Source organism: Marinitoga sp. 1138, assembly GCF_013363265.1.
GTDB classification, from domain to species: Bacteria; Thermotogota; Thermotogae; order Petrotogales; family Petrotogaceae; genus Marinitoga; species Marinitoga piezophila.
This window is the reverse complement of sequence record NZ_LBFA01000008.1, coordinates 69,736-77,834: the sequence shown is the minus strand read 5'-3', so window position 1 is coordinate 77,834 and position 8,099 is coordinate 69,736. Positions and strand designations below refer to the sequence as shown.

Below are 8,099 nucleotides of genomic sequence, written 5' to 3'. Positions count from 1 at the left end.
GTTGTATAATAGAAGTAATAAAACTAACCAGAACGAAGAATTTTTACAACAGGCATTATAGGACAGTTGTAAAAAATGAAAACAACTGGTGAAGAAAATAGTACGAATAATGTTCGCTCAAACGGTAGAAAATTCTAATCCTCAAAAATTCTCGTTCCCGCCGGCCGTTGCAGACTCACGTCCATGTTCGTCTTCACTCAAAATCACACGGATGTGATTTTTAGCGAAGCAGCGCAGGAGGCGATGTTTGAGTGAATATTATTTTTCTACTTTCAAAGATAAATTTCGAGGATTAGCAACCAAGTCTTTTGAGGGAATTTTTATTTTTCTCAATCAACAACAAAAGGATAAACAAAATTTTTATTATTTAATGAAAAAAGGCGTATTTTACCTTTTATTCCATTTAATTTGTTATATTGAATTCTTATTACCTTTCAACAGGTTTTTATTTTAAAACAATAATGACTATAATTATAGTCAAGGAGGAATCTTTGTGGATATAGAAAATTTAAAATTTTATAGTGTCGCTGAAGCAAAATCAAAATTTTCCCGAGTTACTGAAGAATCCAAAAAAAACTTTATCGTTATAACAAAAAATGGAAAACCTGAATTTGTTGTAATTGGTTTTGATAAGTTTAAAAAACTTATGAATTTTATAGATGAAATAAGGGATCTTTATTTGCTTGAAATAGGAGATCCTTCGAAATATGAAGATATAAAGGATATTTTTAAAGAAATAGAAGATATTGAATAAATCGGAGGTGTTTTAAATGGCACAGGTTGTATTGGAAAATATTGATAAGATTTACCCTAATGGATTTCATGCTGTTAAACAGGCAAATTTTACTATTGAAGACAAGGAATTCTGCGTTTTATTAGGTCCATCAGGTTGTGGTAAAACAACAACATTGAGAATGATTGCAGGACTTGAAGAAATTTCAGGTGGAAGATTATTAATAGATGGTAAGGTTGTTAATGATGTTGAACCTAAGGATAGAGATATTGCATTTGTTTTCCAGAATTATGCTTTGTATCCACATATGACAGTATATGATAATATGGCATTTGGATTAAAATTAAGAAAATTTCCAAAAGATGAAATTGATAGAAGAGTTAAAGATGCAGCAAAAATTTTGGATATTGCACATCTTTTAGATAGAAAGCCAAAACAATTATCAGGTGGTCAAAGACAAAGGGTTGCTGTTGGTAGAGCTATTGTTAGGGATCCAAAGGTATTCTTATTTGACGAACCTTTATCAAACCTTGATGCTAAATTAAGGGTACAGATGAGAAGTGAATTGAAAAAATTACATCATAGATTAAATGCTACTATAGTTTATGTTACACATGATCAGGTTGAAGCTATGACAATGGCTGATAAGATTGTTATCATGAAAGACGGTGTTATTCAGCAAATAGGTTCACCACATGAAGTATACTTTAAACCAGCAAATAAATTTGTTGCAGGATTTATTGGAACACCACCTATGAACTTTATTGAATCAAAGATTATAAGAGGCGATGGAGGATTATGGGTAACAGCAGAAGGATTTAAGGTTAAGGTTCCAAAAGATTATGAAGATATGCTCGCTGATTATATTGATAAGGATGTTGTATTTGGTATTAGACCAGAAAATATTCACGATAAAGAATTATTTAAAGGTGAAATTGAAGGTGATGCAATAATTAAAGGTATTGTTGATGTTGTAGAACCTCTTGGTAGTGAAACATTATTACATGTAAATGTTGGAGGACAATCACTTGTTGCAAAAGTTGATCCAATAACAAAAGCAAAAGAAGGACAGGAAATAGAATTGCTTCTTGAAATGCATACTATGCACGCATTTGATAAGGAAACAGAAAAAGCAATTTTAAAAAAATAATATAAATTAATCCCCCGTTTTCGGGGGATTTTTCAACATATATGGAAAAATAAAATGATAAAATAAAAAGATGGAGGGATAAAAATGGCAAATGTTTTTGAGATAGAAAAATATTTAAATGAATTATTAGAAGTTGAAAAATTTAATGATTTTTGTTTTAATGGAATTCAAATTGAAGGAAAAAGTGAAGTAAAAAAGGTTGCAATAGGTGTTTCGTTTAATCTTGAATTTATAGAAAAAGCTATTGAAGAAAATGCGGATATGATGTTTGTACATCATGGTATATTTGGAAAAAACTTTTTTAAGTTAAGAGGATATTTGAAAAAACGTGTTGAATTGGTTATAAAAAACGATATGACTTTAATGGGATATCATTTACCTCTTGATTCGCATATTGAATATGGAAATAATGGACAAATTGCTAAAAGATTGAATTTGAAAAATATAATTCCATTTGATTATGGAGTTATAGGCGAGTATGAAAAAGAAATACCATTTTCAGAATTCAAAGAAAAAATGGAGGAAGTATTTCAAAGAAAAGATTTATTTATTTATAAAAATAAGGAATATGTAAGAAAAATAGCTATTATTTCCGGTGGAGCATCATATATTATAGATGCACTTGAAAACACAGATGTTGATACATTTATTACAGGAGAGGTAAAAGAACATATCAGAGATATAGCAAAAGAAATAGGGATAAACTATATAAATGCCGGTCATTATACAACAGAAACATTTGGTGTAAAAGCAATTGGAGAAATTTTAGAAAAAAAATTCGGATTAGAAACAATTTTTATTGATGTATATAATGAAATTTAATTTTATTATGATATAATATAATTCGAAATAGTATGTTTATGGGAGGCAATTAAATGAGAAGGTATGTTATTTTAATAATAATGATAATTTTTTCTATACTCTCTTTTTCGATTACCTTTATGAAAAGTAATGAAGGGTATTATGAACTTCCGTCGTATAAAAATTTTTATAATATAACCTTTAATGAAAACCTTTTTGATTATAATATGCCATTGTTAGTGGCTAATTTGATATATAAAGATAAAGAATATTATATGCCATACACTAAATATCTCTATAATAATAATGAGGTATTTGTTATGGGGATAATAAATACAGAACGTGAAATACAAAAGGATGGTTTTGTAATACAGAAAACAGATGACGTTTTGAAAAAATATTCGAAAGAAATAAGAAATTCCAATATTTCCATATTGATTTTATATGAAAATATTTCTGTACATGGAGAAATAATTTCTTCAGAAAGTACAGATATGTCAGGATTTAATGATTTTTCATTTATAATAAGAGACACAAATCCAAGGGATTTTTATGCTATAGATGAAAATGTTTTTGAAAAATACTATCAAAAACCAATTTTAAAAGATGATTATATATACTATAAAATTAAAGAAGGAGATACGTTATATAAAATTTCAAGAATTTTTGGAGTTTCTGTAGATTATTTGTTGAAAGTAAATAATCTAAAAAAACCAGAACTTATTAAAAAGGATATGTATATAATTGTGGGGAATGCCAATAATATAAAATTAAAAGGGGAATAGTTATGATTGAGAATGTATTAAAAGAGTTAAATCAGATTATTGCCAAAATAACCTTAAAAGATTTTAGATTTATTCTCGGAATCAAATTATCTGATAATTTATTTAAAATTATCTCATATTATGATTCTAAATTAAAGAATTATGATATTGCAATGGAAAATATGTATTTTTCGGTTGAGGATAAATTTAAAGAATCGCATTTTAATATAGTAAAGTATGAGGAGAGTATTAATAAACACTTTTTTGAAGGAATTGAAAATTATTTTGCTATTGGAGAATTAATAAAGTTTAGAAATAAAGATCTGGGCTTTATTTATTTTATAGTTGATCAGGCAGAAGGCAAAAATGCCATTATGAATGTAAAAAAAATAATAAATGAAAATGCAAAACAGATTTTATCTATATTATTGGATATTAAAGATGATTATTTAAAAGAATATGCTGTTGAACAAAATATAAATTCTTTATTGTATATTTTAAAAGCGCATGATGCATATACATATTATCATTCTTTGAGGATTTCTGAATTATCCCTGTTAATAGCTGAAAATTTAAAGCTTGATCAAAAAGATGTTGAAAAATTATTTTATGCATCTTTAATACATGATTTTGGTGAAATCTGGATACCTAAAAGCATATTACAAAAATCCGGGAAATTAACTCCATCTGAAATTGAAGAGGTAAAAAAACATACATATAAACTTGATTTTCTTTTTGCTGGTAATGACTATTTTTCTGAATATGTTGAGATAGCCAAATTTCACCACGAATTTCTTGATGGAAGTGGTTATAATAAAAGAATGAATAATGAAATTCCATTTTTGTCAAGAATTCTTGCTGTGGCAGAGGTTACAGATGCTTTGTTATCAAATAGGCCGTGGCGTAAAGCGCTAAGTATGGAAGAAGCAATAAAGGTATTAAGTAATATGGCGAAAATAGGAAAACTTGATAAAGACGTTGTTGATATAGTTATAAAAATAATACCGGAGTTTTATGGAGGATTATATCAAACACATACATTAAAATATAAAGATATTTATTTAAGTCTTGATGTAAATAATCAAAAAACTCTTGTAGAAGCAAAGGTAATAGATGCAAAAAAAGATTATATTACTTTATATGTTGCAACAGAAGAAGTAGAAGTTAACGGTAATATAATAAATATCTCCAATGAATATTTAACAATAGACAAATACTTTGATCTTGAGTATTATGTAAATAATATGCCTATAAATACAAAGTGTAAGGTTGTTGGAAGAAATAAATTGGGGTATGTAGCTAAAATAGATAGAAGTGTTAAAGATGATGAAAATGTTTCTATAAAATGGAATTTAACAGGTATTGGAATACCTTTAAAGAAAGTAATATTTGTAAATAAATATGTCTGGAGACTTGATAATGAAAAAGCTTTTAAAGCCCATATAGAGACAATTTCAAATAAAAATATAGTTTTTTATGCATTAAAAGAAAAGATAGACTCAATGGCTGAAACAAAAATGGTAATTAATTTTGAGGCTTTTAGCGTAAAAGTAAATTTAATAGGAGAAATTATAAATAAACAGGAAATTTTTACAGGATATTATCATTGTGATTTTAGAGTTGGAGAAATCACCGATGAAGAATATTATAAATTACTTCAGGTAATTGAATTAAGGATGCAACAGATAAAAAGTATTAAATAAAACACAAAATTATTATATGATTTAGAATTTTTTCTTAAAAAAAAAGGAATTGTAACTTTGTTTATTGACATAAAAAGCATTTAAAAGGTATAATAATTGAAGGTATAATATCAAAAAAATATATAAGGAGGCATGAAGATGAAAAGAACATATCAACCTTCCAGAAGAAAAAGAAAGAACACACATGGATTTCTCGTAAGATCAAGAACTCCAGGTGGAAGAGCTGTATTAAGAAGAAGAAGAGCTAAAGGAAGAAAAAGATTAGCTGTTTAATATGGGAGAGACATTTAAGAAATTTGAAAGAATCTATCTCAGAAGAGACTTTGACAAACTTTTTTCTTGTGGAAAGAGACATGTAAACAAATATTTTGTGGTTGTTTATTTAAAAAATGAATTGGGTTATTCCAGAATTGGAATAACGATAAAAAGGAAATTTGGAAAAGCACATAAAAGAAATAAATTAAAAAGATATATCAGAGAGATATATCGCAGAAATAAAAGTCTCTTTCCACAAGAATTTGATATTATATTCCTTCCACGAAAGACACTTTCAAAAGAATTTGATAATTTAACATTTGAGGAGATAAAAAATATTTTATTAGATATAGCGGAGAATTTAAAATGAAAAGAATATTTTTAGGGCTGATTAAAATATATAAAAAATATATCTCGCCTTATAAACCGGCAAAATGTATATATTACCCAACATGTTCAACATATACATATGAAGCAATTGAGAGGTTTGGAGTATTAAAAGGATTATATCTTGGAATATTGAGAATATTGAGGTGTAATCCTTTTCACCAGGGCGGGATAGATCCAGTTCCTGAAAAATTTGTATTTATACCACATAATAAAAATAAACAAAGGGGTGCAAAAAATTGAAAAAAGCATTATTAATTATAGGACTCTTGGTCCTAAGTATTTTTGCATTTACACAAATGCCAGAATATACAATAACAACAAAAGCTACAGAGATTTCACTGCAAATGAGATTATATGAAGTAAATTTTGATTTAAACGGACATATGAAGGATTTTAGTATTTTACAGAATAGAAGCAATACAATTTTTTTAAATATCTATAAATATTATAATGACAGTTTTGATATTTTAGATGAAAATGGTAATGAAATATTACCGGAGTCATATAAAATTACAGAAGGAAAAGACAAAGAATATGTTGAAATTACATTTTTATTTAAAAATGGTGGAGAAAAAAGTTATAAGTTCTATAATTCACCATATTATGATTTTGATGTATCGTTTAAAAATATAAATGGAAAGGTTATAATTCCTACTATCTCTTATCCAAATACAGTGGCTGTAGATAATGAATTATTAATTTCATATCTTGCGAAACCAATAAAATCCATTTTCATTTTTGATTCAAAGGATATACCAATAGAAAATAATTCCATAATGATTTCTGGTTCCAAAACATTTAAAGCATATATGGGACCAAGGAAATATGTATTTATAAAACAGGTATTTCCTGAAAAATACGATAGAATAAAGGAATTATCAAAACAGGTTGGGGCAATTAACTGGTTATGGTATATAAATTATGGTTTTGTTACATTCTTATGGTGGCTATACAAATTTACAGGAAACTTTGGTTGGGCTATAATGATCTTTACATTTGTTATAAGGTTATTGTTATACCCGCTTTATCATAGACAGACAAAATCTATGATAGAAATGAGAAGATTACAACCAGAAGTTGAAAAGATAAAGAAAAAATATAAAGATCCTCAAAGACAGCAACAGGCTTTGATGGAATTGTATAAAGAGCACAAAATTAATCCAGCAGATGGTTGTTTAACAGCGTTTATACAATTACCAATATTCTGGATATTATACGGTGCAATTAATTATTATCAGGGGACATTTGCATATAATCCACAGTTCTTAATATGGTCAGATCTTTCTCAGGGTGGATTTAAACAAAATATTTTGCTTGTTTTAATTAGTGTTGCAGCATACTTCTTTAATGCATTGCAATCAGCTACAGATAGAAAAACAGCCTGGAACACAGCATTTATGATGATAATATTCCCATTCTTATTTATAGGATTGCCAACAGGAATATTCATTTACTGGGTAACAAATGCTATATTACAGGTATTCATTACATATTACGTAAATAAAAAGAACAATATAAAAGGCTTAACCGTAAGGGAATTTTTTGGGCTTGGGCCAAAGCCATATAAAGCAAAATAGTTTTAGCATTAGGAGGTGCTCTTTAAAAATGAATATTAAGATTCGAGAAAAGGACTTTGAGGGGAAAAGTATCGATGCAGCATTTGAAGAAGCGGTAAAATTTTTTGGTGTTACACCTGAAGAAATTAACTTTGAAGTGATTCAACAACCAAAAAAAGGTTTTCTTGGGATAGGAAACAAACCAGCTATTATTAACGCTTTTTTGAATGAAAAGTATATGATTAATAGGTTAAACGAGTTTTTGGGTGATATTCTCGAAAACTTTGACGGCGATTTTGATTATTCAATTAACTTTCAGGGAAAAAATATTCTTGTAAGGCTTGAAGGAGATGGACTCGGTAAATTAATTGGAAAGTATGGAAGAACTATAGGAGCTATGCAACATATATTATCTATTTTTGTGAATAGATTATCCTCAACCAAGATAGATGTAAATCTTGATGTTGGTGAATATAGGAGAAAAAAGAAAGAGAAAATATATGAAATAGTTGATAATGCAGTAAAAAGATTAAATGAAACAAATGACAAAATAGAATTAGCTCCGATGTTTTCATATGAAAGAAGAATTGTTCATGAATATGTAAGAAGTAAATATCCTCATTTAGAAACAGAATCTATTGGATTGGAGCCATATAGAAAAGTAATAATAAAAAGCGTTAAGTCAAAAATAAAAGCATAATAAAGTTATGAAATTCAATAAAGGGGGCGTTGTCCCCCTTTATTGAA

The 8,099-nt window shown here is 27.6% G+C and carries 10 protein-coding genes; all 10 read left to right on the top strand.

Annotated features, from left to right (window positions below; all coding sequences use genetic code 11):
• The first annotated feature begins 493 nt into the window (after window positions 1-493).
• The 10 genes from XO11_RS04095 (at window position 494) to jag (ending at window position 8,052) form a co-directional block, all read left to right on the top strand.
• The gene (locus tag XO11_RS04095; RefSeq protein WP_014296314.1) at window positions 494-754 is read left to right on the top strand and encodes a type II toxin-antitoxin system Phd/YefM family antitoxin; all 261 of its coding nucleotides are present in this window, start codon (window positions 494-496) and stop codon (window positions 752-754) included.
• A gap of 16 nt (window positions 755-770) precedes the next feature.
• Window positions 771-1,883 (top strand): ABC transporter ATP-binding protein, encoded by a 1,113-nt coding sequence (locus tag XO11_RS04090; RefSeq protein ID WP_014296313.1) that lies wholly within the window; start codon window positions 771-773, stop codon window positions 1,881-1,883.
• An 84-nt stretch (window positions 1,884-1,967) separates the two neighbouring features.
• Window positions 1,968-2,705, top strand: a complete 738-nt coding sequence (locus XO11_RS04085) for a Nif3-like dinuclear metal center hexameric protein (protein ID WP_175418200.1) — start codon at window positions 1,968-1,970, stop codon at window positions 2,703-2,705.
• Window positions 2,706-2,758: 53 nt separating this feature from the next.
• A complete protein-coding gene (locus XO11_RS10405) occupies window positions 2,759-3,469 on the top strand; it encodes a LysM domain-containing protein (RefSeq protein ID WP_014296311.1) in 711 nt (236 codons plus the stop codon).
• Window positions 3,470-3,471: 2 nt separating this feature from the next.
• Entirely contained in the window at window positions 3,472-5,151 is a 1,680-nt protein-coding gene (locus XO11_RS04075; protein ID WP_075780423.1) for an HD-GYP domain-containing protein, read from the top strand.
• 138 nt (window positions 5,152-5,289) lie between these two features.
• Window positions 5,290-5,424: a 50S ribosomal protein L34 gene (rpmH, locus tag XO11_RS04070; protein WP_014296309.1), complete on the top strand. Its 135-nt coding sequence runs from the start codon at window positions 5,290-5,292 to the stop codon at window positions 5,422-5,424.
• A gap of 1 nt (window position 5,425) precedes the next feature.
• Window positions 5,426-5,776, top strand: coding sequence for a ribonuclease P protein component (rnpA, locus tag XO11_RS04065; protein ID WP_014296308.1), 351 nt, complete (start codon window positions 5,426-5,428; stop codon window positions 5,774-5,776).
• Window positions 5,773-6,036, top strand: coding sequence for a membrane protein insertion efficiency factor YidD (yidD, locus tag XO11_RS04060; RefSeq protein WP_075780422.1), 264 nt, complete (start codon window positions 5,773-5,775; stop codon window positions 6,034-6,036). The genes rnpA and yidD overlap by 4 nt, the downstream gene beginning before the upstream one ends.
• Window positions 6,033-7,373: a membrane protein insertase YidC gene (gene yidC / locus XO11_RS04055; protein WP_075780421.1), complete on the top strand. Its 1,341-nt coding sequence runs from the start codon at window positions 6,033-6,035 to the stop codon at window positions 7,371-7,373. The genes yidD and yidC overlap by 4 nt, the downstream gene beginning before the upstream one ends.
• A gap of 28 nt (window positions 7,374-7,401) precedes the next feature.
• Window positions 7,402-8,052: an RNA-binding cell elongation regulator Jag/EloR gene (gene jag / locus XO11_RS04050; protein WP_014296305.1), complete on the top strand. Its 651-nt coding sequence runs from the start codon at window positions 7,402-7,404 to the stop codon at window positions 8,050-8,052.
• The last annotated feature ends 47 nt before the right edge of the window (window positions 8,053-8,099 follow it).

What these genes read in the sequence shown, in the direction of transcription:
- XO11_RS10405 (WP_014296311.1), top strand. Translation starts at nt 2,759, where the DNA reads ATGAGAAGGTATGTTATTTTAATAATAATGATAATTTTTTCTATACTC.
- XO11_RS04075 (WP_075780423.1), top strand. Translation starts at nt 3,472, where the DNA reads ATGATTGAGAATGTATTAAAAGAGTTAAATCAGATTATTGCCAAAATA.
- rnpA (WP_014296308.1), top strand. Translation starts at nt 5,426, where the DNA reads ATGGGAGAGACATTTAAGAAATTTGAAAGAATCTATCTCAGAAGAGAC.
- jag (WP_014296305.1), top strand. Translation starts at nt 7,402, where the DNA reads ATGAATATTAAGATTCGAGAAAAGGACTTTGAGGGGAAAAGTATCGAT.
- XO11_RS04085 (WP_175418200.1), top strand. Translation starts at nt 1,968, where the DNA reads ATGGCAAATGTTTTTGAGATAGAAAAATATTTAAATGAATTATTAGAA.
- XO11_RS04090 (WP_014296313.1), top strand. Translation starts at nt 771, where the DNA reads ATGGCACAGGTTGTATTGGAAAATATTGATAAGATTTACCCTAATGGA.
- yidD (WP_075780422.1), top strand. Translation starts at nt 5,773, where the DNA reads ATGAAAAGAATATTTTTAGGGCTGATTAAAATATATAAAAAATATATC.
- rpmH (WP_014296309.1), top strand. Translation starts at nt 5,290, where the DNA reads ATGAAAAGAACATATCAACCTTCCAGAAGAAAAAGAAAGAACACACAT.